This is a genomic window from Pseudomonas sp., assembly GCF_048269965.1.
GTDB lineage: Bacteria > Pseudomonadota > Gammaproteobacteria > Pseudomonadales > Pseudomonadaceae > Aquipseudomonas.
In genome coordinates, this window is record NZ_JBLWTV010000010.1 from 1 (window position 1) to 23,336 (window position 23,336).

17 protein-coding genes are annotated in these 23,336 nt (G+C 64.3%); 13 read left to right on the forward strand and 4 right to left on the reverse strand.

Going from position 1 to position 23,336, the window contains the following annotated elements:
- Positions 1-150 precede the first annotated feature (150 nt).
- The 4 genes from speA to ACN0X6_RS13200 all read right to left on the reverse strand — a co-directional run bounded on the left by speA (position 151) and on the right by ACN0X6_RS13200 (position 4,709).
- Entirely contained in the window at positions 151-2,064 is a 1,914-nt protein-coding gene (speA, locus tag ACN0X6_RS13185) for an arginine decarboxylase (RefSeq protein WP_417704515.1), read from the reverse strand.
- A gap of 121 nt (positions 2,065-2,185) precedes the next feature.
- On the reverse strand, positions 2,186-2,557 hold the full coding sequence (locus ACN0X6_RS13190; protein ID WP_074676104.1) for a translation initiation factor Sui1: 372 nt from the start codon (positions 2,555-2,557) through the stop codon (positions 2,186-2,188).
- A gap of 554 nt (positions 2,558-3,111) precedes the next feature.
- A complete protein-coding gene (locus ACN0X6_RS13195; RefSeq protein WP_417704517.1) occupies positions 3,112-3,648 on the reverse strand; it encodes an NUDIX hydrolase in 537 nt (178 codons plus the stop codon).
- A complete protein-coding gene (locus ACN0X6_RS13200) occupies positions 3,648-4,709 on the reverse strand; it encodes a DUF2333 family protein (RefSeq protein WP_417704519.1) in 1,062 nt (353 codons plus the stop codon). The genes ACN0X6_RS13195 and ACN0X6_RS13200 overlap by 1 nt, the downstream gene beginning before the upstream one ends.
- A gap of 257 nt (positions 4,710-4,966) precedes the next feature.
- Between ACN0X6_RS13200 and ACN0X6_RS13205 the strand changes: the two genes are divergently transcribed.
- The 13 genes from ACN0X6_RS13205 to ACN0X6_RS13265 all read left to right on the forward strand — a co-directional run bounded on the left by ACN0X6_RS13205 (position 4,967) and on the right by ACN0X6_RS13265 (position 23,251).
- Positions 4,967-6,580, forward strand: coding sequence for a diguanylate cyclase (locus tag ACN0X6_RS13205; protein WP_417704520.1), 1,614 nt, complete (start codon positions 4,967-4,969; stop codon positions 6,578-6,580).
- Positions 6,581-7,597: 1,017 nt separating this feature from the next.
- The gene (locus ACN0X6_RS13210) at positions 7,598-8,641 is read left to right on the forward strand and encodes a methyl-accepting chemotaxis protein (RefSeq protein WP_417704767.1); all 1,044 of its coding nucleotides are present in this window, start codon (positions 7,598-7,600) and stop codon (positions 8,639-8,641) included.
- Between the two features lie 168 nt (positions 8,642-8,809).
- Positions 8,810-10,588 carry a protein-disulfide reductase DsbD gene (locus tag ACN0X6_RS13215; protein WP_417704522.1) on the forward strand — a complete coding sequence of 593 codons (1,779 nt, stop codon included), beginning with the start codon at positions 8,810-8,812 and terminating at the stop codon, positions 10,586-10,588.
- A gap of 168 nt (positions 10,589-10,756) precedes the next feature.
- Positions 10,757-11,203 carry a type II 3-dehydroquinate dehydratase gene (gene aroQ, locus ACN0X6_RS13220; RefSeq protein WP_104727239.1) on the forward strand — a complete coding sequence of 149 codons (447 nt, stop codon included), beginning with the start codon at positions 10,757-10,759 and terminating at the stop codon, positions 11,201-11,203.
- A gap of 50 nt (positions 11,204-11,253) precedes the next feature.
- Complete coding sequence (gene accB, locus ACN0X6_RS13225; RefSeq protein ID WP_417704524.1) at positions 11,254-11,715, forward strand: acetyl-CoA carboxylase biotin carboxyl carrier protein; 462 nt, start codon at positions 11,254-11,256, stop codon at positions 11,713-11,715.
- Positions 11,716-11,732: 17 nt separating this feature from the next.
- Entirely contained in the window at positions 11,733-13,088 is a 1,356-nt protein-coding gene (accC, locus tag ACN0X6_RS13230) for an acetyl-CoA carboxylase biotin carboxylase subunit (protein ID WP_417704526.1), read from the forward strand.
- Between the two features lie 256 nt (positions 13,089-13,344).
- Positions 13,345-14,223 carry a 50S ribosomal protein L11 methyltransferase gene (prmA, locus tag ACN0X6_RS13235; protein WP_417704528.1) on the forward strand — a complete coding sequence of 293 codons (879 nt, stop codon included), beginning with the start codon at positions 13,345-13,347 and terminating at the stop codon, positions 14,221-14,223.
- Between the two features lie 53 nt (positions 14,224-14,276).
- On the forward strand, positions 14,277-15,554 hold the full coding sequence (locus ACN0X6_RS13240) for a DUF3426 domain-containing protein (protein WP_417704529.1): 1,278 nt from the start codon (positions 14,277-14,279) through the stop codon (positions 15,552-15,554).
- Positions 15,555-15,783: 229 nt separating this feature from the next.
- The gene (dusB, locus tag ACN0X6_RS13245; protein ID WP_072423199.1) at positions 15,784-16,782 is read left to right on the forward strand and encodes a tRNA dihydrouridine synthase DusB; all 999 of its coding nucleotides are present in this window, start codon (positions 15,784-15,786) and stop codon (positions 16,780-16,782) included.
- A complete protein-coding gene (gene fis / locus ACN0X6_RS13250; protein ID WP_003242613.1) occupies positions 16,779-17,099 on the forward strand; it encodes a DNA-binding transcriptional regulator Fis in 321 nt (106 codons plus the stop codon). The genes dusB and fis overlap by 4 nt, the downstream gene beginning before the upstream one ends.
- 74 nt (positions 17,100-17,173) lie before the next feature.
- Entirely contained in the window at positions 17,174-18,781 is a 1,608-nt protein-coding gene (gene purH / locus ACN0X6_RS13255) for a bifunctional phosphoribosylaminoimidazolecarboxamide formyltransferase/IMP cyclohydrolase (RefSeq protein WP_417704532.1), read from the forward strand.
- Between the two features lie 269 nt (positions 18,782-19,050).
- The gene (gene purD, locus ACN0X6_RS13260) at positions 19,051-20,340 is read left to right on the forward strand and encodes a phosphoribosylamine--glycine ligase (RefSeq protein ID WP_417704533.1); all 1,290 of its coding nucleotides are present in this window, start codon (positions 19,051-19,053) and stop codon (positions 20,338-20,340) included.
- A 130-nt stretch (positions 20,341-20,470) separates the two neighbouring features.
- A complete protein-coding gene (locus ACN0X6_RS13265) occupies positions 20,471-23,251 on the forward strand; it encodes a response regulator (RefSeq protein ID WP_417704535.1) in 2,781 nt (926 codons plus the stop codon).
- Positions 23,252-23,336: the final 85 nt, after the last annotated feature.

The window sequence follows — 23,336 nt, forward strand, 5'->3', positions numbered from 1 at the left end:
ATAGTCCCTCCGCCTCGGCACTCTTTTGGCTTACCTCTTCCACTTTAGAGTGCCTGACGAACATACAAGCCCGGATGCAATCCGGGAGCGATGCCCGACGTTGCGCCATCCCCGGATTGCATCCAGGCTACCGAAGTTGCCGCAGGCGGCTTACGAAGCCAGGTAGGACGAGCGGGTCAGGCCCAGACGCAAGGCATCGAGGAACTGCGTACGCTCGCGGGTACTGATCTTGGCGCTGGCCACCTTGTCGCGGTAGTGGGTCATCAGCTCTTCCGGCGACAGGTGCACGTAGCGCAGCATGTCCTCGATGGTGTCGTGGGTCTCGATGCCGGCGTGCACCACGCTGCCATCGGCGCCCTGGTAGATGTTCACCGAGTCGGTGTCACCGAACAGGTTGTGCATGTCGCCAAGGATTTCCTGGTAGGCGCCGACCAGGAAGATGCCCAGCACATAGTCCTCACCCTCGCGAATCTCGTGCACCGGCAGGCTGGTCTCGATGGACTGCTCGTCGACGTACTGACGGATCTTGCCGTCGGAGTCGCAGGTCAGGTCCTGCAGCACCGCGCGACGCAGCGGCTCCTCGTCCAGGCGCGACAGCGGCAGGATCGGCAGGATCTGGCCGATGGCCCAGGTGTCCGGCAGGCTCTGGAACACCGAGAAGTTGCAGATGTACTTGTCGGCGAGCTTGTCGTTGAGCTCGTCGAGCACCGCACGGTGCGAACGCTGACGCGCCTTGAGCTGGTTGTGCAAGCGCCGGCAGATGGCGAAGTAGCACTGCTCGGCCAGTGCCTTCTGCGCCAGGCTCAGCTTGCCGGCCGAATACTGCGCAGCCACTTCCTCGATGTAGTGGGTGGCGCGCCAGTAGGTTTCGGCGACCATTTCCGGGTCGCTGTCTTCCAGCAGCTCGATCAGCACCTGCAGCACTTCCGGCTGTTCGGCGCTGGCATCGATCTCCGGCACCTTGTCGTTGTGCCGCTCGACGTCGGTGACCTGCACCAGCAGCACGGCATGGTGCGCGGTCATCGCCCGGCCGCTCTCGGAGAAGATGTGCGGATGGGGAATTTCCTGGCGGTCGCAGAATTCCTTGAGCATGTCGACCACGGCATCGGCGTAGTCCTGCATGTCGTAGTTGATCGAGCTGGCGTTACGCGAGTGAGTGCCGTCGTAGTCCACGCCGAGGCCACCGCCGACGTCGATGTGATCGACCGGCAGGCCCATGGCCCGCAGCTCGCCGTAATAGCGGATGGCCTCGCGGAAGCCCTTGCGGTAGTCGGCGATGTTGGCGATCTGCGAGCCCATGTGAAAGTGCAGCAGGCGGATGCCCTGATCCAGCCCGGCCGCACGGAAGCGCTCGACCACCTGCAGGATCTGCGCTGCGGACAGACCGAACTTGGACTTCTCACCGCCGGTGTCGGCCCACTTGCTCGACGCCAGCGAGGACAGGCGCACGCGCAGACCGATCTGCGGCGCGACCTTGAGTTCAGCCGCCTCCTCGATCACCAGGGCGACTTCCGACTCCTTCTCGATGACGATGAATACGTTGTGGCCGAGCTTCTGCCCCATCAGCGCCAGGCGGATGAACTCGCGGTCCTTGTAACCGTTGCAGACGATAGTGCCGCCTTTCGGCGCCAGCGCCAGCACGGCCAGCAGTTCGGGCTTGGAGCCGGCTTCGAGGCCGATGGAGACGTTCTGCGTGGCGATGATGTTCTCGATCACCGCTTCCTGCTGGTTGACCTTGATCGGGTACAGCGCGGTGTAGCGGCTCTGGTATTCCAGGCGTTCGATGCTGGCATCGAACGCCCCGGTCAGGCGGCGCACGCGGTCTTGCAGGATGTCCGGGAAACGCACCAGCAGCGGCAGCGACAGGCCGCTCTGACGCAGCTCGTCGACTTGCTGATAGAGGTCGATCGGCTGGCTGTCCGGCCCGTTGGGACGCACCTCGATACGCCCGGCATCGTTGATCGAAAAGTAACCGGCGCCCCAATGGCGAATGCCATAGACACTGCGGCTATCGGCTACGGTCCATTGGCTGCCGTCGTCTTTGCGGGTGCGTCGTGCGGACATCGGGTTCTCCCATGAGAAAAGCCTGACCTTGCTGGCGGCCAGTTTAGAAATGATGAAGGCAAGATGACGTTTGCTCGGTGGTTGACCGTATGAGCGTCATCGAAGTTTAGAAAAGGACTTGTCAGCCGCCGGACTTCTTCGCGGTAAAGCCGCGCTTGCTCAGTTCGGCCAACAGCAGATCGACGTGATCACCCTGGATCTCGATCACCCCATCCTTGAGCGCGCCGCCGGTGCCGCAGCGTTTCTTCAACGCGCTGGCCAGTTCCTTGAGCGGTTCCTCGGCCAGTGGCACGCCGCTGACGGTGGTGACGGTCTTGCCGCCACGGCCCTTGGTTTCACGACGCACACGGGCAATGCCGTCGCCTTCAGGAATGCGCGTCTGCTTGCAGATGCAGGCATCCACCGCCTGGTTGCAATCCGGGCAATGACGACCGCCATCGGTGGAATAGACGAGACCGCTCAGGGCGGAGAATGAAGAGGCTTTCTTGACCACCGGCTTGTCCTCGTAGGGGTCAGGATAGCGACTGGCTGAACGGGTTCAGCCGCGAAGCCCCACTCAGGCAGGGGCAGCGCAGACGGACAGACGTCCGTCGAAAAGGCCGCGCAGTGTAACGGCAAAGGCGCCGCTTGCTAAGTATGGATTTGCGTCATTGTGCGGCACGATGGCGACGCCGTTCGCCATCGTGCACGGAGTGCTCGGAATCCGCGACGCCGTAGGGTGTTGCGTGCGCAGCAAGGCCCCGTATACGAGTAAAGCCGGTGCGCACGGCGCACCCTACCGGGGACATCGCGGTACACACCATTGCCGCCAGAGCGAGCTCGGCCCGTAGGGTGCGCCGTGCGCACCAAGCCCCGGCATCCAAGGTAAAGCCGGTGCGCGCACACTGCACCCTACAAGCTCGACGACACACAGGAGGCGACACAAACACCCTCTCCCGCCCTTCGGGCACCCTCGGCTTGGGCATCCTGCGTCGCCCTACCTCCTGCATCCATGCAGTCGTCTCCCATAAATGGGAGAGGGACATCAGCTAGCCGCAAGCGGCCTGTTTATGGCCTGTTTATGTAGCGTTCCAGCGCCGCCAGCGAATCCGGGCAATACGGCAACCGATGGGTTTCCTCCAGCGCCTGCTCGACGCTGATGAAACGCGCCTCCAGCACCTCCTCAGGCTGCAACACCAGCGGTGCATCGGATACCGCCGAGTAGGCCATGCACCACAGGCGACTTTCCGGGGCGTCATAGAGAAAGTGCGCATGCTCGGTCAGCTCGGCATCGACGATACCCAGTTCCTCGGCCAGCTCACGCTCGGCGGAGAGGCGGTAGTCCTCGCCTTCGAGCACCATGCCGCCGGCCGCCACGTCCCAGTAACCGGGATACAACGCCTTGCTCAGGGTGCGCCGATGCACGCACAACAGCCCGGCGGTGTTGAACAGGAGAATATAGGTGCCACGCCCGATCAGCCGGCGCTCGCGCAGCTCGGCCCGGGAAACCCCGCCCAGCGGCTGATCGCGTTCATCGACCCAGGCCACCAGTTCGCGGTCGGAGGCAGCGCGATGCGCCGCCTCCGCTGCCGAAATCGCGACCATCAACCCTGGCTCAGCAACTGACGCAGGTCGATCATGCCGGCGTTGGCGCGGGAGATGTAGTTGGCCATCACCAGCGAGTGATTGGCCAGAACGCCGTAACCGCTGCCGTTGAGGATCATCGGGCTCCACAGGGTAGCCTGCGCGGCTTCCAGCTCACGAATGATCTGGCGCACGCTGACAGTGGCGTTCTTTTTCGCCAGCACGTCGGCGAAGTCCACCTCGACAGCGCGCAGCAGGTGAGCCAGGGCCCAGGCCTGACCGCGAGCCTCGTAGAACACGTTGTCGATCTGCAGCCAGGGCGTCTCGTAAACGCCGCCCTCACCCACCTGCCCGGACTCTTCGGCATCGCTGCCCACCTGCAGTTTCTCGTTCAGGCGCACCTGACCGACGCTGGCGGACAGGCGCTGAGACAGCGAGCCAAGGCGGGTGCCGGCATCACCCAGCCAGTTGTTCAGGTTGTCGGCACGGGCATAGAACTGCGCGTTTCTCTGCGCCGGGTCGGCCAGACGAGCCAGATAGCGATCCAGCGACTTGATGCCCTCGCGGTACTCGGACTCGGACGCCGGCAATGCCCAGCTCTTGTTGTCGAAGTGAAAACGCGGCTCGGCCTTGGCCAGGTCCGGGTCCTCGGTGGACTGCGACTGCGAGCGGGCGAAGTCCTTGCGCAGGGCACGAGAGAAGTCGCGCACCTGCACCAGCACGCCATATTCCCAGCTCGGCATGTTGTCCAGCCACAGACCGGGCGGCGCCAGGTCGTTGGACAGGTAGCCACCCGGTTTGTCGAGCAGCGTACTGGCGACCTGCCTGAGGGTTTCCACCGTGGTGTAACCGGTCACCATCTGCCGTTGCGCCTGCTGCGCCGAACTCTGCGCATGCTGCTGGACCTGGAACACAGACGGCTCCTGACTCCAGTACCAGCCGACCACCAGGGCGATCAGCAGATAGACACCGATCAGACCGCCCAGAGCTCGAGCGATCAGGCTGCCGCCACTGCGACTGCCTCCTGAGGTCTTGGCGGCGCCGCCCTGCGAGTTCGTCGCGCGATTCTTCCAGTCCAGCATGGCAGTGTCCTTTTCAAGCGAATTCGAGTGTTCGACCACGACCCGAGCAACGGGTTGCGACCTGCTACGCACTATAAGGCAAGCCCACAGCAAAACGCAGGGCGGAGGGGCAAACTTACCGCTGGTAGGGGAAAACTAAAATTCTGTCGCTTATTCGACAGAAATACCGACGCCAATTGATCGACGGCAATGTCAGCGCCTCCAGCAAGTGATAGCATCGAGCCACCACTGACTTAACCACTTACAGAAGTCGGCCCATGACCGAGCACCCGGATCCCAGTCGAGATCGCCTCAAGCACCATTTCGCCCAGCGCGTCATTCACCAGGCACGTCAGGTGCTGGAAGTCTGGCAGCGCCTGCAACGCAGCGAATGGAGCGATGCCGGCATGGCCGAGCTGACTGAAGCCAACCTGCGACTGCTGCGTTACGCTGAGCGTTTCGAACAGACCGAGCACGCGCAACTGGCGCAAAGCATTGGCGTCAGCCTCGGTGAAGTGGTGGAAAATCGCGGTCGCCTCAACAGCACGCTGATCGCCCGCCTCAATCAGGCCATGCAGCGCTTGTCGAGAACCGGCCTGCGTCATAGTGATGCCTTCGAACAGACCTTCCTGCCCCCCCTGCGCAAACCGGTTTATCTGGCCCTGCAGGATGCCCAGCGCGCCGAGCGCCTGGCCCAGCAACTGGAGTTCTTCGGTCTGGCGGCGCAGTCCCTGGGCGATGAGCCCGCCTTCCGCGCCGCCATCAGCGAGCGCCACCCGGCCGCCATCGTCATGGACGTCGACTTCGCCGGCGCCGGTCTGGAACTTGCCGACTCGGTACAAGAAGGTCTGGAGCAGAAAATTCCGCTGCTGTTCTTCAGCCACTGCGATACCGACACGCCGACGCGCCTGGCCGCCGTACGCGCCGGCGGCCAGGAGTTCTTCACCGGCTCGCTGGATGCATCGAGCCTGCTCGAACGCATCGAGGTACTGACCCACGTCTCGCAGTACGACCCGTACAAGGTGCTGATCGTCGACGATTCCAAGGCCCAGGCGACCCACACCGAGCGCGTGCTCAACAGTGCCGGCATCCTCACCCACACCCTCACCGAGCCGATCCAGGCAATGGACGCGCTGGCCGAGTTCCAGCCGGACCTGATCATCCTCGACATGTACATGCCCGAGTGCAACGGCACCGAACTGGCCAAGGTGATCCGCCACAACGACCGCTACGTCAGCGTGCCGATCATCTACCTGTCGGCCGAAGACGACCTGGACAAGCAGCTCGACGCCATGAGCGAGGGCGGCGACGACTTCCTCACCAAACCGATCAAACCGCGCCATCTGATCGCCACCGTGCGCAACCGCGCAGCCCGTGCGCGCAACCTCAAGGCGCGCATGGTGCGTGACAGTCTGACCGGCCTGTACAACCACACCCATACCCTGCAACTGCTCGATGACGCCTGCTTTCGCGCGCGCCGTGAAGAGCAACCGCTGGCCTTCGCCATGCTCGACATCGACCACTTCAAGAAGGTCAACGACACCTACGGCCACCCCATGGGCGACCGCGTGATCAAAAGCCTGGCGTTGTTCCTCAAGCAGCGCCTGCGCAAGACCGACTACATCGGTCGTTACGGCGGCGAGGAATTCGCCGTGGTGCTGCCCGACACCGATGAGCAATCGGCGCTCAAGGTGCTGGAAGAGATCCGCCAGCGCTTCGCCGACATCCACTACCCGGCCCAGCCGCAGGACCTGTCCTGCACCTTCAGTTGCGGCATCGCCATGCTGCAACCGGGCCTGGACGGCAACGCCCTGTCCAAGCGCGCAGACGAAGCGCTGTACAAGGCCAAGCACGGTGGTCGTAACCGGGTGGAGCTGTACAGCAGCGAATGACTCAGCGCAGAACGTGACGCAGCTCACAGCGTCATCAGGATGTAACCAAACCGCAATAAGCTCGCGGGCATCGTTCAGTCGTCGATCGAGCCCGTCATGCGTCTCAAGCTGCTCACCAACCTAAACACTCTGCTGCTGGTCACCGTCTGCGTCGCTCTGGCGGCAACACTCTGGTGGTCGCAGCGCGCGTTGCAGCAACCGGTGCAGTTGATGGAGCGCTACCTGACGTTGTCCCAGCAGTTCCAGCGCGAGGTGGCCGACAACATTCAGGCCTACCTGGCCAGTGGCAACGCCGTGCAACACAGCACCGCGACCCAGGCCATCGATGCCTTCGACGAGTCCCTCGAGCAACTGCCGCAACAATTGACCACCGAGCTGCGCCCAAGCCTTGGGCAACTGCGCGATTTCAGCGCCAGTCAGCTGCTGGCGGCCGGCAAACTGGCCGGTGATCCGCAGGGTCTGCTGTTGCAGGCCGAACGCGAGATGCTCGCTGCGCTGGAACAACTGACCCAGTACGTCGCAGATGCCAGCAGCCCCGCCGCCGGCGAGTATCGCAAACCGCTGCAGGAAGCCGGTTCACGCTTGCTCAAGCTGGCCCACGCCCGCGAACGTTTCACCAGCCAGGGTCGTGGCGAACTGCTCGGCGATGTCGAACGCGAACTCAAGGCCCTTGCCCAGCAGGCAGAGACGCTGGATAAATTGCCGCTACTCGGCGTGCAACAGGCCGACAGCTCTGCCAGCGTCGGCTTCGCCGCGCTGCTCGGGCTGGATGACACACAACAGGAGCAACAGGCGCAGGATCGCGGCATCGAGCTGAAACGCGAACTGAGCGCCCTGGTACGTCGCTACCCCAGCGAACTGCAACGCACTCGCGAGCTGGTCGAGCAACGCCAGCAACTGGCCGTGACCACCACCGAACGCGTGACCCAGGTGCAACAGGCACTGGCTGCGCTGGAGCCCCTGGTAAAAGGCGAATACGCACGCATTCAGGGCGAGGTACGGCTGATTCAGGGCCTGATGATCGGCCTGATCCTGCTCATCGCCCTGCTCATCGACCGCATCCAGCGGCGCCTCGCGCAGGTGCTCGAGCGCCTGGTACCGGCGCTGTCACAGTGGGCCAAAGGTGATTTCGCGACACCGATCAGCATCCACTCCCGCACCCGCGAGCTGCGCGACATCGAAGACTCGCTCAATCACCTGCGCCGCTATCTGGTGGAGCTGGTCGCCAGCATCCGCGGCCATGCCGAGCATGTCGCCGGCTCCAGCCGCACCCTGGCCGATCTCAGCGGTGGCCTGCACGGCGGCGCCGAACGCCAGGCCGGCGATACCGCGCTGATCCGCGACGCGCTGGGCGAGCTGGAAGCGACCATCGGCCAGGTCGCCCAGGACGCCAGCCAGACCGCCGACGCCAGCCGCGACGCAGACCGCGCCCTGGTCCAGGGCCAGCAGGTCATCGGCCAGAGCCTGCAAGGGCTGCACGCCCTGGTCAGCGAGGTGCAGGACAACGCCCAGGCCATCGAGCGCCTGGCCGACGAGACCGCCACCATTGGCAGTGTGCTCACGGTGATTCGCGGTATTGCCGAACAGACCAACCTGCTCGCCCTCAACGCCGCCATCGAGGCCGCTCGCGCCGGCGAGGCCGGTCGTGGCTTTGCCGTGGTCGCCGACGAAGTACGCTCACTGTCGCAGCGCACCGGCAGCGCCACGGCGGAAATCCAGGATGTCATCGGCCGCCTGCAACAGGCTGCGCACCAGTCGGTACAGGCCATGCGCGCCCAGGTCGAACATGCCGAAGCCACCGCCGGCAAGGCCGAGGCCGCCGATGGCGCGCTGGACGAGATCGTCAGCGCCATCCGCACCATCGCCAGCATGGCAGAGCGCATTGCCGAGGCCACCGCCCAGCAGAGCGATGCGGTCAGCGAGATTCGCGAACACGGCGAACGCATCCACCAACTGGGCGACGACAACCTCGGCCTGATCGCCAACGGACGCAGCGAGAGTGAACGCCTGCTGCACCTGGGCGGCCAGTTGCACAGCGCCGTACAGGCGTTTCGCGTCTGAGCGCCTGCGACACGACAGCGCAGGCTTGATCTGCGCGGGAACTCGACGAGGCCGGCCTCCTCCAAGGTGGCGCTCATCTCCGGCAATCGACGTCCCGGCGCGGCGACGACGATACGGGCGGGCGCTTTCCGGTATCATGCCGCCACCTTTCGCCGAGATATTCGCCCGATGTCACTGCGTCGACTGCTGCTTCCCCTGTTTCTGCTCTGCCTGAGCCTGCCCGCCAGCGCCAATCTGTTCGACCAGCGCCCGGCCGCCTCGCCGATTGGCGAGCCGCTGAACAACAGCAGCGACTTCCTGCCGGTGCGCGAGGCCTTCAAGCTGAGCCTGGTGAGCAGCGACGCACAGGCCGTGACGCTGCGCTTCGTCGCGACCGAGGGTTACTACCTCTATCGTCATCGCTTCAATTTCAGCGTCGAACCGGTCGACCTGGCGCTCGGCGAAGCCGAATTGCCAGCAGGCGAAGCCAAGCACGATGAATTCTTCGGCGATGTCGAGGTGTACTACGGCGTGCTGGATATCCGCGTGCCATTGGACAACCCGAACAACCGCCCGCTGCGCCTGCAGGTGGGCTACCAGGGTTGTGCCGACAAGGGCCTGTGCTACCCGCCCGAGACCGAGTTCATCGAAATTGGCGAGATGCCCGCCAGCATCACCGACCTGCAGAAGACCGAGTGGAACTGGAAAGACCTGGCGCTGTTCTTCCTCGCCGGACTGGGGCTGACCTTCACCCCCTGCGTGCTGCCCATGCTGCCGATCCTCTCCGGCGTGGTGCTGCGCGGGCGCCCGAGCAATGCCCGTGGGCTGGTCCTGTCGCTCGCCTACGTGCTGCCGATGGCGGCCTGCTATGCCGTGCTCGGCGCCTTGATGGGGCTGTTCGGTGCCGGCCTCAACCTGCAGGCCATGTTGCAGTCGCCCTGGATCCTGGTGCCCTTCGCCGCCTTTTTCAGCCTGTTCGCCATGGCGATGTTCGGCGTATTCGAACTGCGCCTGCCGACCTTCATACGCGAGCGCCTCGACCAGCGCGCCAGCCAGACCCAGGGCGGCACCATCGCCGGGGCCGCGACCCTGGGCGTGCTGTCGAGCCTGATCGTGTCGCCCTGCATCACCGCCCCCCTGACAGCCTTGCTGCTCTATATCAGCAGCACCGGCGACGCCGTCGGTGGTGGCCTGCAACTGTTCGCCCTGGGCCTGGGCATGGGTACGCCCCTGGTGCTGTTCGGCGCGGGCGGCGGTGCCTTGCTGCCGAAGTCCGGCCCGTGGCTGGTCAGCGTGCGCAACGCCTTCGGCGTGATGCTCCTGGCCGTGTCCGTCTGGCTGCTCGAGCGCGTGCTGCCGGGCAGTCTCAGCCTGGCCCTCTGGGGTCTGCTGGCTGGCGGCGTGGCGGTGTTCCTCGGCGCGCTGGAGTTCGGCCCCAAGACGCACCGGCAGAAACTCGGTCAGATCGCCGGCCTGGCCCTGCTGGTTTATGCCCTGGCCGCCTGGGTCGGCGCCCTGCAGGGTGCGAGCGATCCGCTCAAACCGCTCGGCCAGTTGCAGGCGGGCGCCAGCCAGAGCAGCGCCAAGAGCGGTGCCTGGCAAACCCTGAGCAGCCCCACCGAACTGGACGCAGCGCTGGCCGCGGCCAAAGCCGCCGGTCAGCCGCTGCTGCTGGACTGGTACGCCGACTGGTGCATCAGCTGCAAGGTCATCGAACGCGAGGTATTCGGCAATGCCGAAGTCGGCAGCAAGCTCGCTGGCTGGCACCTGATCCGCTTCGACATCACCGAAAGCAACGCCGCCCAGCGCGCCCTGCTGGACCGTTACAAGTTGTTCGGCCCGCCTGCCATCCAGCTGTTCGCCGGCAATGGTGACGAATGGCTCGATCTGCGTGTCGTAGGTGAGGTCGATGCCGCCACCTTCGCTGGCCGCCTGGATCAGGCCAGCAGCCGCCAGGCAGGTCGTTGAACGCTGGCGACGCAATCATCGCCCGCACGTTGCAAATGCCCTGGCGACGACCGAAACCAGCGCTATAGTCATATTTCTGCCGTAAACAGCAGGCATCGTGTCGACTATTGCTGACATCGCGCAGCTGCGGCATAGTCCGGCGCAGCCTGAACAACAAGGAACGCGACCATGGCCACCCTACTGGTGCTGCACGGCCCCAATCTGAATCTGCTGGGCACCCGCGAGCCCGACAAATATGGCGCCACCACCCTCGCCGAGATCAATCAGGATCTGGAACGCCGCGCACGCGAGGCGGGCCATCATCTGTTGTACCTGCAAAGCAATGCCGAGTACGAACTGATCGACCGCATTCACGCCGCAAAGGGTGAAGGTGTCGACTTCATCCTGATCAATCCTGCCGCTTTTACCCACACAAGCGTCGCATTACGTGACGCATTGCTGGCAGTGAGCATCCCATTCATCGAAGTGCACCTGTCCAACGTGCACAAGCGTGAACCTTTCCGCCATCACTCCTATTTTTCCGACGTTGCAGTAGGGGTGATCTGCGGCCTTGGCGCCAGCGGTTATCGGCTGGCCCTGGAAGCGGCACTCGAACAACTGACCGGGCGCGCCTGACGCGTAGCCTGGTAGACAAGTCCTACCTCACCTCTGGGAGTTGACCATTCATGGATATCCGTAAAGTCAAGAAACTGATCGAGCTGCTGGAAGAGTCCGGTATCGACGAGCTGGAGATCAAAGAGGGCGAAGAGTCCGTACGCATCAGCCGTCACAGCAAGCAACCGGCCTATGCCCCGCAGCCGATGTACGCACCGGCCCCGGCTCCGGTCGCGGCGCCTGTCGCCGCAGCCGCTCCGGGCGCTGAAGCCGCCCCGGCCGCCGCACCGAAACTGAACGGCACCGTGGCCCGTTCGCCGATGGTCGGCACCTTCTATCGCGCCGCTTCGCCGACCTCGGGCAACTTCGTCGAAGTCGGTCAGACCGTGAAGAAGGGCGACATCCTCTGCATCGTCGAAGCGATGAAGATGATGAACCACATCGAAGCCGAAGCCAGCGGTGTGATCGAATCCATCCTGGTGGAAAACGGCCAGCCGGTTGAGTACGACCAACCCCTGTTCACCATCGTTTGATGCACGGGGAGCCTGCAATGCAGAAGCTGGAAAAAGTTCTTATCGCCAACCGTGGCGAAATCGCCCTGCGTATCCTGCGCGCCTGCAAGGAGCTGGGTATCAAGACGGTGGCCGTGCACTCCACCGCCGACCGCGAACTGATGCACCTGGGCCTGGCCGACGAGTCCGTCTGCATTGGTCCGGCAGCTGGCGCTCAGTCCTACCTGAACATCCCGGCCATCATCAGCGCAGCTGAACTGACCGGTGCCACGGGCATCCATCCGGGCTACGGCTTCCTCGCCGAGAACGCCGACTTCGCCGAACAGGTGGAGAACTCCGGTTTTGCCTTCATTGGCCCGAAAGCCGACACCATCCGCCTGATGGGCGACAAGGTATCGGCCAAGGAAGCCATGATCAAAACCGGCGTTCCGGTGGTACCCGGTTCCGACGGCCCGCTGCCGGAAGACGAGATCGAGGCCCTGCGCATCGCCCGTGAAGTGGGCTACCCGGTGATCATCAAGGCCGCTGGCGGCGGCGGTGGTCGCGGCATGCGCGTGGTGCACAAGGAAGAAGACCTGATCAAATCGGCCAAGCTGACCCGCACCGAAGCCGGTGCTGCGTTCGGCAACCCGATGGTCTATCTGGAAAAATTCCTCGGCAACCCGCGCCACGTCGAAGTCCAGGTGCTGTCCGACGGCCAGGGCAACGCGATTCACCTGTACGACCGTGACTGCTCGCTGCAGCGTCGCCACCAGAAGGTGATCGAAGAGGCTCCGGCCCCGCTGATCGACGAGAAGGCCCGCGCCGAAGTGCTCAAGCGCTGCGTCGATGCCTGCATCGAGATCGGCTACCGTGGCGCCGGCACCTTCGAGTTCCTCTATGAAGACGGTCGTTTCTACTTCATCGAGATGAACACCCGCGTTCAGGTGGAGCACCCGGTCACCGAGATGGTCACGGGGATCGACATCGTCAAGGAGATGCTCAGCATCGCCGCTGGCAACCCGCTGTCGATCAAGCAGGAAGACGTGAAGATCCTCGGTCACTCGGTGGAGTGCCGGATCAACGCCGAAGACCCGGACAACTTCATGCCCAGCCCCGGCAAGGTCAAGCATTTCCATGCGCCGGGCGGCAATGGCGTTCGCGTCGACTCGCACCTGTACAGCGGCTACAGCGTTCCGCCGCACTACGACTCGCTGATCGGCAAGCTGATCACCTTCGGCAAGGACCGTGACGAGGCCATGGCGCGCATGCGCAACGCTCTGGACGAGATCGTGGTCGACGGCATCAAGACCAACGTGCCGCTGCACCGCGACCTGACCCGCGACAAGGGTTTCGTCAAAGGTGGCGTGAACATCCATTACCTGGAAAAGAAACTGGGTATGGACAAGCACTGACTCCAATGACCAGCTGCGCGTCGGCGATACGGCGTTAAAAACGACCTCGGAATGCTCACTTACAAATGTAAGCTCCGCTCCCTCGACCGTTTTTGCCTTGTCTCGCTCTAGCTCGCGAGGTCATGACTGAAGTGCTAAACAAGGGCTGCCCTCGGGCAGCCCTTGTCGTTTCCGGCCGATAGCCGAACTGGCCGGCCGGCCATCCGTTCAAGTAAGCTGCGCGGCCAAACCGTTCCACATGCTTTCGAGGTTTCTCATGCCCTGGTTACAAGTCCGTCTCGCCATCACTCCTGAGCAGGCAGAAACCTACGAGGATGCCCTGCTGGAAGTCGGCGCCGTGTCGGTAACCTTCATGGACGCCGAAGATCAGCCGATCTTCGAGCCGGACCTGGGTACCACGCCGCTGTGGTCGAATACTCACCTGCTGGCCCTGTTCGAGGCCGACACCGACGAAACCGCCCTGCTCGCCCACCTGCAGCTGCTCTGTGGCGGCGCGCTGCCGGAGCATCATGTCGAGCGCCTCGAGGATCAGGACTGGGAGCGCAGCTGGATGGATGGCTTCCAGCCCATGCGCTTCGGCCAGCGCCTTTGGATCGTGCCGAGCTGGCACGCCGCGCCGGAGCCGGACGCGGTCAACCTGCTACTCGATCCGGGCCTGGCCTTCGGCACCGGCACCCATCCGACCACCGCACTGTGCCTGGAATGGCTCGATGGCCAGAACCTGGACAACTGCAGCGTGCTCGACTTCGGTTGCGGCTCGGGCATCCTCGCCATCGCCGCGCTGCTGCTCGGTGCGCCGCAGGCAGCGGGCACCGATATCGACCCGCAAGCCCTGGAAGCCTCGCGCGACAATGCCTCGCGCAACGGCATCGATCCGGCGCGCTTCCCGGTGTATCTGCCTGCCGACCTGCCGCAGCAGCCTGCCGACGTGGTCGTCGCCAACATCCTCGCCGGCCCGCTGGTTTCCCTGGCACCTCAGATCACCACACTGGTCAAAGGCGGTGGACGCCTGGCGCTGTCGGGTATCCTCGCCGAGCAGGCCGAGGAAGTCCGCGCCGCCTACGCAGGCGCTTTCGACCTCGACCCGACGGCCATCAAGGACGGCTGGGTGCGCATCAGCGGCGTCAAGCGCTGAACCGCGCGCAGTCGTTGCGTTAGACTAGCCGCTTGGATTTTCCGGACCCGCGCATGAGCGAAAGCCACGTCACCCAGTGCCCCAATTGCCGTACCAGCTTCCGCGTCAGCCAGGCGCAGCTGGCTGCTGCCCATGGCGCAGTACGCTGCGGTGCCTGCCTGCACGTGTTCAACGCCGCCGAGCAACTGTTCGGCCCCCGTGCAGCCGCACCTGCGCCAGCGACAACCAGAACGGCAAGCACTGCGGTCAAGGCTCAAGCCGACACCGGCACCAAGCCGCCAGTGGCCAAGTCCGCCGACGACACCCTGTGGATTCATGACGACCTCGACCTCGACAGCCTCGATCTCGACGAGGAACTGGCCAGGCTGGAAGAGCAGGAACAGCAGCTGTCACAGCAGTTCCTCGCACTGGAACAGGCGCCGCGCCATGCCGAGAATTTCGCCAGCCGCGCGACGGACGAACACGAAGACGTGCATGACGAAGCCTGGGCCGAAGCCCTGCTGCGCGACGAGCCAGTCAAGCGCGAGCGCAACAGCTTCGAGCTGCAACCCACCGAAGAGCAGCCGGAGCCCGCCGCTGCACCTGAGCCCAAGGCTGCCATTGAGTTCGTTCCTCCCGCCACATCCCACAAGCAGCAGACCATCGCCGAGGACCTCGACGAATCCGCGGAGCCGCGCCTGGGTGATCTCCACGACGAGCAGAGCGAACCGGAGCAACGGGACGAAGACCTGCGCACGGAGCGTGAAGCACCCAAGGTAGTGCGCAGCGAGCCGGGTCTGCGCGAGGAGCGCCTGTTCGAACTGGACGACGAACCCCTGCAACTCGACTGGCGCCAGCCACAGGGCACGTCATGGGGGCGCCTGTTCGGCTGGGGGCTGCTCAACCTGCTGGCGGCTGGCGGCCTGCTGGCACAATACGCCGCCTACAACTTCGATGAACTGGCACGCCAGGACCGCTATCGCCCCTGGTTCGAACAACTGTGCCCGAACATTGGCTGCACCCTGCCCTCGAAAGTCGACATCAGCCAGATTCGCAGCAGCAACCTGGTGGTACGCAGCCACCCGGAGTTCTCCGGCGCCCTGATCGTCGACGCCATCCTTTATAACCGCGCCTCCTTCGCCCAGCCCTTCCCACTGCTGGAGATGCGCTTCGCCGACCTGGGTGGCCAACTGGTCGCCAGTCGTCGCTTCAAACCCAGCGAGTACCTGGCCGGCGAGCTGGCCGGACAGAGCGAGATGCCACCGCAGACGCCCATCCACATCTCCCTGGACATCCTTGATCCGGGCACCCGCGCGGTGAACTACAGCCTGAGCTTCCACTCGCCCGAGTAGCCTGGAGACGGCGCGACCCGTGGTCGCAGGCCTTCCATCTAACTACTGGCGATAAGCCCATAGCTGTTCAGAATTTGTTCAAAACGACCTTTATCCGGTCATCCAGAGCGGGTATCATGCCCACCCTTTCGCGAGCACCGACCCACCGCCGTTTCCCCTGAGGACACAGTGGAGGGCGGGTGTTGATCGCCCTTTGTCTCAACTGCGCACCAACAAGCAGGGACGCCCCATGTCGGCCCCACGTATTGGCCCTTACACATTGCCCAATCGGTTGATCCTGGCTCCCATGGCCGGCGTCACCGATCGCCCGTTCCGCCAGCTGTGCCGCCGTCTCGGCGCCGGCCTGGTGGTGTCGGAGATGGTCACCAGCGATGTGCGCCTGTGGAATAGCCGCAAGTCCAGCCTGCGCTTGCTGCACGCCGGCGATCCCGAGCCACGCTCGGTACAGATCGCCGGTGGCGACCCGCAGATGATGGCCGACGCGGCGCGCAAGAACGTCGAGTTGGGCGCGCAGATCATCGACATCAACATGGGCTGCCCGGCCAAGAAGGTCTGCAACAAGGCCGCCGGCTCCGCCCTGCTGCGCGACGAACCGCTGGTACGGGAAATCCTCGCTGCCGTGGTCGGTGCGGTGGACGTGCCGGTGACGCTGAAGATTCGCACCGGCTGGGACCGCCAGAACAAGAACGGCATTACCGTGGCGAAAATCGCCGAAGATGCCGGCATCGCTGCGCTTTCCGTACACGGCCGCACCCGCGCCGACCTTTACACCGGCGAAGCCGAGTACGACACCATCGCCGCCATCAAGCAGGCGATATCGATTCCGGTGTTCGCCAATGGCGACATCGACTCTCCACAGAAGGCCAAGGCCGTGCTCGACGCCACTGGCGCCGACGCCCTGCTCATTGGTCGCGCCGCCCAAGGGCGGCCGTGGATCTTCCGTGAGATCGAGCACTACCTGCGTACCGGCGAAACCCTGCCGGCACCGAGCCTGCTCGAAGTGGAACGCATTCTGCTAGAACACCTGGCCGCACTGCACGCCTTCTACGGCGAATTGATGGGCACGCGTATCGCCCGCAAGCATGTCGGCTGGTATCTGGCAACCCTGCCGGGCGCCAGGGAGTTTCGCGCCCAATTCAACCGTCTGGACAGTACGGACGCACAGTGCGCCCACGTTCGCGCGTTCTTCCGCGAACGGCACAACGATGGAAACGAGGTGGCCGCATGACGTTGATGACAGAGACCCTAGTGAGTGGAATTGCACCCGTGAGTGACAACACCAGCCTTAAACAGCACCTGAACACGCCGAGCGAAGAGGGCCAGACCCTGCGCGGCGCCGTGGAGAAGGCGCTGCACAATTACTTCGCCCATCTCGAGGGCGCGGACGTCACCGACGTGTACAACCTGGTGCTCACCGAAGTCGAAGCGCCACTGCTGGAAACCGTCATGAATCACGTGAAAGGTAACCAGACCAAGGCCTCCGAACTGCTCGGCCTGAACCGCGGTACGCTGCGCAAGAAACTCAAGCAGTACGACCTGCTGTAACCCTGAACTCCCGAAAAGGGCGGCCCGCATGAGCCGCCTTTTTTGCTGATATCCCCGCTCTGATGGATAGTGAAATGACCGACCAGACCACCCTTCTGCCCGTCCGCCGCGCGCTGATCAGCGTTTCCGACAAGACCGGTGTCCTCGAATTCGCTCGCGAACTGGCCGCCCTCGGTGTCGAGATTCTCTCCACCGGCGGCACCTACAAGCTGCTCAAGGACAACGGCGTAGCCGCAGTGGAAGTAGCCGACTACACCGGCTTCCCGGAGATGATGGACGGCCGCGTCAAGACCCTGCACCCGAAGATTCACGGCGGCATCCTCGGCCGTCGTGCGCTGGACGGCGCGGTGATGGACGAGCACGGCATCAAGCCGATCGACCTGGTGGCGGTCAACCTCTATCCCTTCGAAGCCACCGTGGCCAAGCCTGATTGCGACCTGGCCGACGCCATCGAGAACATCGACATCGGCGGCCCGACCATGGTCCGCAGCGCGGCGAAGAACCACAAGGACGTCGCCATCGTGGTCAACACCGGCGATTACGCCGGCATCGTCGCCTCCCTCAAGGCCGGCGGCCTGAGCTACGCCCAGCGCTTCGACCTGGCACTCAAGGCCTTCGAGCACACCGCGGCCTACGACGGCATGATCGCCAACTACCTGGGCACCATCGACCAGGCGCGTGACACCCTGTCCACCGAAGGTCGCGGCGCCTTCCCGCGCACCTTCAACAGCCAGTTCGTCAAGGCGCAGGAAATGCGCTACGGCGAGAACCCGCACCAGAGCGCGGCGTTCTATGTCGAGGCGAAGAAGGGTGAAGCCAGCGTTTCCACCGCGATCCAGTTGCAGGGCAAGGAACTGTCGTTCAACAACGTGGCCGACACCGACGCCGCGCTGGAATGCGTGAAGAGCTTCGTCAAGCCGGCCTGCGTCATCGTCAAGCACGCCAACCCCTGCGGCGTGGCCGTGGTACCGGAAGACGAAGGCGGTATCCGCAAGGCCTACGACCTGGCCTACGCCACCGATACCGAATCGGCGTTCGGCGGCATCATCGCCTTCAACCGCGAGCTCGATGGCGAAACCGCCAAGGCCATCGTCGAGCGCCAGTTCGTCGAAGTGATCATCGCCCCGAGCATCAGCGCCGCCGCCCGTGAAGTGGTGGCCGTCAAAGCCAACGTGCGCCTGCTCGAATGCGGCGAGTGGCCGGCCGAGCGTGCTGCGGGTTGGGACTTCAAACGCGTCAATGGTGGTCTGCTGGTGCAGAGCCGCGACATCGGCATGATCGCAGCGTCCGACCTGAAGATCGTTACCCAGCGCGCGCCGAGCGAGCAGGAAATCCACGACCTGATCTTCGCCTGGAAAGTGGCCAAGTTCGTCAAATCCAACGCCATCGTCTACGCCAAGAACCGTCAGACCGTGGGTGTCGGCGCCGGCCAGATGAGCCGCGTCAACTCCGCGCGCATCGCCGGCATCAAGGCCGAGCACGCTGGCCTGCCAGTGCCCGGTGCGGTGATGGCGTCGGACGCCTTCTTCCCCTTCCGCGACGGCATCGACAACGCCGCCAAGGCCGGTATCACCGCTGTGATCCAGCCGGGCGGCTCGATGCGCGACAACGAAGTGATCGCCGCCGCCGACGAAGCCGGGATTGCCATGGTGTTCACCGGCATGCGCCACTTCAGGCACTAAAATCGGCCGCACTGAAACCGGCATCTGCGTTGTTGCCCCGGGTTCCGCCAATGCTCATTGCCAGTAGGCAACTCCGCTTGTCGAAACCCGGGGCGCCTAGCATCTACCGGCTTCATCGCGACCTCGGAATTCGTAGGGTGGATAACGCTTGATCGTGCCCACGCTCTGCGTGGGTATGCAGCCCGAGACGCTCCGCGTCTCAAAGCCGGACGCAGAGCGTCCACAGTGACATTCCCACGCAGAGCGTGGGAACGATCCAGGAGAATGCAATGAACGTATTGATCATCGGCAGCGGCGGTCGCGAACACGCCCTGGCCTGGAAAGTGGCGCAGGATCCGCGCGTCGGGAAAATCTTCGTCGCCCCGGGTAACGCCGGCACAGCCGTCGAGCCCAAGTGCGAGAACGTCGCCATCGACGTGCTGGCCATCGAGCAGTTGGCTGACTTTGCCGAGAAGAACGTGCAACTGACCATCGTCGGCCCGGAAGCGCCGCTGGTCAAAGGCGTGGTCGACCTGTTCCGCAGCCGCAAGCTGGATATCTTCGGCCCCACCGCCGCAGCCGCCCAGCTGGAAGGCTCCAAGGCGTTCACCAAGGATTTCCTGGCACGGCACAAGATCCCCACCGCCGATTACCAGAACTTCACCGAGATCGAACCGGCGCTGGCCTACCTGCGCGAGAAGGGTGCGCCCATCGTGATCAAGGCCGACGGCCTGGCCGCAGGCAAGGGCGTGATCGTCGCCATGACCCTCGCCGAAGCCGAAGACGCGGTGCGCGACATGCTCGCCGGCAACGCCTTCGGTGAGGCCGGTTCGCGCGTGGTGATCGAGGAGTTCCTCGATGGCGAAGAAGCCAGCTTCATCGTCATGGTCGACGGCGAGAACGTGCTGCCGATGGCCACCAGCCAGGATCACAAGCGCGTCGGCGACGGCGACAGCGGCCCGAACACCGGTGGCATGGGCGCCTACTCGCCGGCGCCGGTGGTCACCGCCGAGGTGCACAAGCGCGTGATGGACGAGGTGATCTACCCGACCGTGCGCGGCATGGCCAGCGAAGGCAACGTCTACACCGGCTTCCTCTATGCCGGCCTGATGATCGACAAGGCAGGCAAGCCCAAGGTCATCGAGTTCAACTGCCGCTTCGGCGACCCGGAAACCCAACCGATCATGTGCCGCCTGGAAAGCTCCCTGGTGCTGCTGGTCGAGGCAGCTCTGGCCAAGGCGCTGGACAAGGTCGAAGCGACCTGGGACCCGCGTCCGACCGTGGGCGTGGTGCTGGCTGCCGGCGGCTACCCGGGCGACTACGCCAAGGGCGATGTCATCATCGGTCTGGATGAAGCCGCCAAGCTCGACGGCAAGGTGTTTCACGCCGGAACCGCGCTGAAAGACGGCCAGATCGTCACCGCTGGCGGTCGCGTGCTCTGCGCCACCGCCATCGGCGCCAGCGTTGCCGATGCCCAGCAGCAGGCCTACCGCCTGGCCGAGAAGATTCGCTGGAACGGCATGTTCCACCGTCACGATATCGGCTATCGGGCCATCGCCCGCGAGCGCGGCGAGGACTGATATACAGGGTGCAGTCCGGTAAAAAGGCGGCTTTTACCCACAAAAAGCCTTAAAAATGCCTGACTGCACCATGTTCCCGCGAGCAGATGCTTGGCTATAATCCGGCCACTCATTTAGAAGGATTTTGCCCGTGCGCCGGCTCAGGATTGCCATCGGACTACTCGCCAGCATGCTGTTTCTCAGCCTTGCGCTGACAGCCAGTGCGAAATCAGCCCCGACAGGCCCGCACAGCTGGTCCTATCTGGTCGACGCCAGCGCCCGTCTGGGTCTCGAAGAAGTCCGCGCCCAGCGCCAGCAGTTCAAGCCCCTCAGCAAGCAGTCCTTCACCTTCCCGCCCAGTGACCACGCCGTCTGGCTGCGTGCCGAGTTCGCAGCGCAGCAGCAGCCCGCCTGGCTGTGGATCTTCTCACCACGGGTGCAGTACCTCGATTACTACCTGCTGAGAGACGGTGTGCTGGAGCAGAACCTGCACACCGGCGAGGCCATGCCGCTGGATTCGCGACCGCTGCCGTCGCGCTTCTACCTGATGCCGTTGCCGAATGACGGCCAGGCCCGCGTCGCCTATGTGCGCCTGACCTCCAACCACCCGCTGATGACCTGGTTCAAGGTGATGGATCAGGCCGAACTGGTCAGCCTGGAAAAGCCCGCCTACCTCTACGGCATGCTGTTCGGTGCCCTGCTGCTGCTGACCCTGTACAACCTCATCCGCTTCCTCTATAGCCGCAGCGCCAGCGGCCTGTGGCTGGCCGGGGTGAACATCGGCCTGGCCGTATGCTCGGCAGCCAATCTCGGCATCTTCGCCCAGTGGTTGCCCAGCCTGGGCTACAACCAGTCACTGGTCGCCGACCTCTCCGCGCTGTTCGCCGCCTTCAGCGTCCTGGCCTTTGGCCTGGGATTCATGCACGGCACGCCCGTTCAACACAGCCCACTCAATCGCCTGCTGCAGGGCAATGCCCTGCTGGTACTGGCCTACGCCCTGTGCATCGTCGTCACCGGGCTGTTCTGGTACAGCTCGCTGGTCTACCTGCTGGTGGTCATGAGCTCGATCAATCTGCTGCTGGTAAGCAGCCGGCACTGGCGCTCCGGTTATCAGCCGGCACGCCTGATCACCGTGGGCATGCTGGTCTTCAACATGGGCTTCGGTTTCTTCGTGCCGGTGCTGCTGGGCTTCGATCAGCTCAATCCGGGCTGGCTGGTACTGGGCGTGTTCAGTGTCGCCACCCTGGCCGGACTGATCCTCAGCGTTTCGCTGACCGAGCGGCAGCGGCAGATCCAGCGCGACACCCTGCAGGAAAGCACCGCCCTGGCCGCCAGCAGTGCCGAGCTGAAGGCCAAGGCCGAGTTCCTGGCCAAGATCAGCCACGAGATCCGCACGCCGATGAACGGTGTGCTGGGCATGACCGAACTGCTGCTGGGCACGCCGCTGTCAGCCAAGCAGCGTGACTACGTGCAGACCATCCACAGTTCGGGCAACGAGCTGCTCACCCTGATCAACGAAATCCTCGACATCTCCAAGCTCGAATCCGGGCAGATCGAACTGGACGACGTGCAGTTCGACCTCGGCGCGCTGATCGAGGACTGCCTCGACATCTTCCGCGCCAAGGCCGAACAACAGCGCGTGGAGTTGATCAGCTTCATCCAGCCGCAGGTGCCACGGGTGATCAGTGGTGACCCGACGCGCCTGCGCCAGGCCCTGCTGAGCCTGCTGGACAACGCCTTCAAGCAGACCGACGAGGGCGAGATCCTGCTGGTCGCCGCCCTGGACAGCAGCGACGGCCAGTATCGCCTGCGCGTCGCCGTACAGGACAGCGGCCGTCCGCTGCTGCCGGAAGAGCGCGACGCCCTGCTCAACGCCGAACTGCAGAGCCGCGACTTCCTCTCTGCCACCCGCCTGGGCGGGCGCCTCGGCCTGATCATCGCGCGCCAACTGGTGCGCCTGATGGGCGGCGAGTTCGGCATCCAGGGCAGTGGCAACCAGGGCACCACCCTGTGGCTGACCCTGCCGTTGGACGCTGCCCGTCTTGAGCAGCCGGAAACCGATCTGGACAGCCCGTTGCAGGGTGCACGCCTGCTGGTGGTGGACGACAACGACACCTGCCGCAAGGTGCTGATGCAGCAGTGCAACGCCTGGGGCATGCAGGTCAGCGCCGTGCCCTCCGGCAAGGAGGCCCTGGCTCTGCTGCGTACCAAGGCGCACATGCGCGAATACTTCGACGCGGTGCTGCTCGATCAGGACATGCCCGGCATGACCGGCATGCAACTGGCCGCCAAGATCAAGGAAGACCCGAGCCTCAACCACGACATTCTGATCATCATGCTCACCGGCATCAGCAACGCGCCGAGCAAGGTGATCGCACGTAACGCCGGGATCAAGCGCATCCTGGCCAAGCCGGTGGCCGGCTACACACTCAAGACCACCCTGGCCGACGAGCTGGCCCAGCGCCCCAACGACACCCCGGCGCAGGCCGCACCGACACCGGTCAGCACACCGCTGAACGTGCCGGCCGACTTCCGCATCCTGGTGGCCGAGGACAACAGCATCTCCACCAAGGTGATTCGCGGCATGCTCGGCAAGCTCAACCTCAAGCCGGACACTGCCAGCAACGGCGAAGAGGCCCTCAGCGCCATGAAGGCGCAGCCCTACGACCTGGTACTGATGGATTGCGAGATGCCGGTGCTCGATGGCTTCTCCGCCACCGAACAGCTGCGCGCCTGGGAAAAGAGCGAGAAGCGTCCGCGCACGCCGGTGGTGGCGCTGACCGCGCATATCCTCAGCGAACACAAGGAACGCGCGCGCGCCGTGGGCATGGACGGCCACATGTCCAAACCGGTGGAGCTGTCGCAGCTGCGCGAGCTGATCGAGCACTGGATCGCCGAGCGCGAGCTGCGTCGCCAGCGCGAGGTATCGTAGGGCGTACTCGCGAAGCAGTACGCCGCTGGATTTGCGCTGTGACGAAGAGCGACGGACTGTTCGCATAGCGACGAGCGGTCGGCGC

Bases quoted from the DNA above. Each gene is read 5' to 3' on its own strand.
- dusB (WP_072423199.1), top strand. From the start codon at position 15,784: ATGTCGGCCCCACGTATTGGCCCTTACACATTGCCCAATCGGTTGATC.
- ACN0X6_RS13210 (WP_417704767.1), top strand. From the start codon at position 7,598: ATGATCGGCCTGATCCTGCTCATCGCCCTGCTCATCGACCGCATCCAG.
- prmA (WP_417704528.1), top strand. From the start codon at position 13,345: ATGCCCTGGTTACAAGTCCGTCTCGCCATCACTCCTGAGCAGGCAGAA.
- accB (WP_417704524.1), top strand. From the start codon at position 11,254: ATGGATATCCGTAAAGTCAAGAAACTGATCGAGCTGCTGGAAGAGTCC.
- ACN0X6_RS13215 (WP_417704522.1), top strand. From the start codon at position 8,810: ATGTCACTGCGTCGACTGCTGCTTCCCCTGTTTCTGCTCTGCCTGAGC.
- accC (WP_417704526.1), top strand. From the start codon at position 11,733: ATGCAGAAGCTGGAAAAAGTTCTTATCGCCAACCGTGGCGAAATCGCC.
- purD (WP_417704533.1), top strand. From the start codon at position 19,051: ATGAACGTATTGATCATCGGCAGCGGCGGTCGCGAACACGCCCTGGCC.
- ACN0X6_RS13240 (WP_417704529.1), top strand. From the start codon at position 14,277: ATGAGCGAAAGCCACGTCACCCAGTGCCCCAATTGCCGTACCAGCTTC.
- aroQ (WP_104727239.1), top strand. From the start codon at position 10,757: ATGGCCACCCTACTGGTGCTGCACGGCCCCAATCTGAATCTGCTGGGC.
- speA (WP_417704515.1), bottom strand. From the start codon at position 2,064: ATGTCCGCACGACGCACCCGCAAAGACGACGGCAGCCAATGGACCGTA.
- ACN0X6_RS13205 (WP_417704520.1), top strand. From the start codon at position 4,967: ATGACCGAGCACCCGGATCCCAGTCGAGATCGCCTCAAGCACCATTTC.
- fis (WP_003242613.1), top strand. From the start codon at position 16,779: ATGACGTTGATGACAGAGACCCTAGTGAGTGGAATTGCACCCGTGAGT.
- ACN0X6_RS13195 (WP_417704517.1), bottom strand. From the start codon at position 3,648: ATGGTCGCGATTTCGGCAGCGGAGGCGGCGCATCGCGCTGCCTCCGAC.
- purH (WP_417704532.1), top strand. From the start codon at position 17,174: ATGACCGACCAGACCACCCTTCTGCCCGTCCGCCGCGCGCTGATCAGC.
- ACN0X6_RS13200 (WP_417704519.1), bottom strand. From the start codon at position 4,709: ATGCTGGACTGGAAGAATCGCGCGACGAACTCGCAGGGCGGCGCCGCC.